Genomic DNA, 318 nt, shown 5'->3' on the forward strand with positions numbered 1-318 from the left:
CATGGAATTGATCAATAATATTGCTAAAGCTCATGGAGGTGTATCCGTATTTGGCGGAGTAGGCGAACGTACTCGTGAAGGAAATGATCTTTACATGGAAATGAAAGAATCTGGAGTGATTAATGAACAAAATATTTCAGAATCAAAAGTTGCTCTAGTTTATGGTCAGATGAATGAACCACCGGGAGCTCGTATGAGAGTTGGTTTAACTGCCCTAACTATGGCGGAATATTTTCGGGATGTTAATGAACAAAACGTACTTCTATTTATTGACAATATTTTCCGTTTCGTCCAAGCAGGATCCGAAGTATCCGCTTT

1 pseudogene is annotated in these 318 nt (G+C 38.7%); it reads left to right on the forward strand.

Features of this window, described 5'->3' with window-relative positions:
* Nucleotides 1-318: pseudogene (locus QQK25_RS24700) on the forward strand (F0F1 ATP synthase subunit beta); the annotation flags it as partial.

Source organism: Zoogloea oryzae (genome assembly GCF_030161255.1).
Classification (GTDB): domain Bacteria; phylum Pseudomonadota; class Gammaproteobacteria; order Burkholderiales; family Rhodocyclaceae; genus Zoogloea; species Zoogloea oryzae.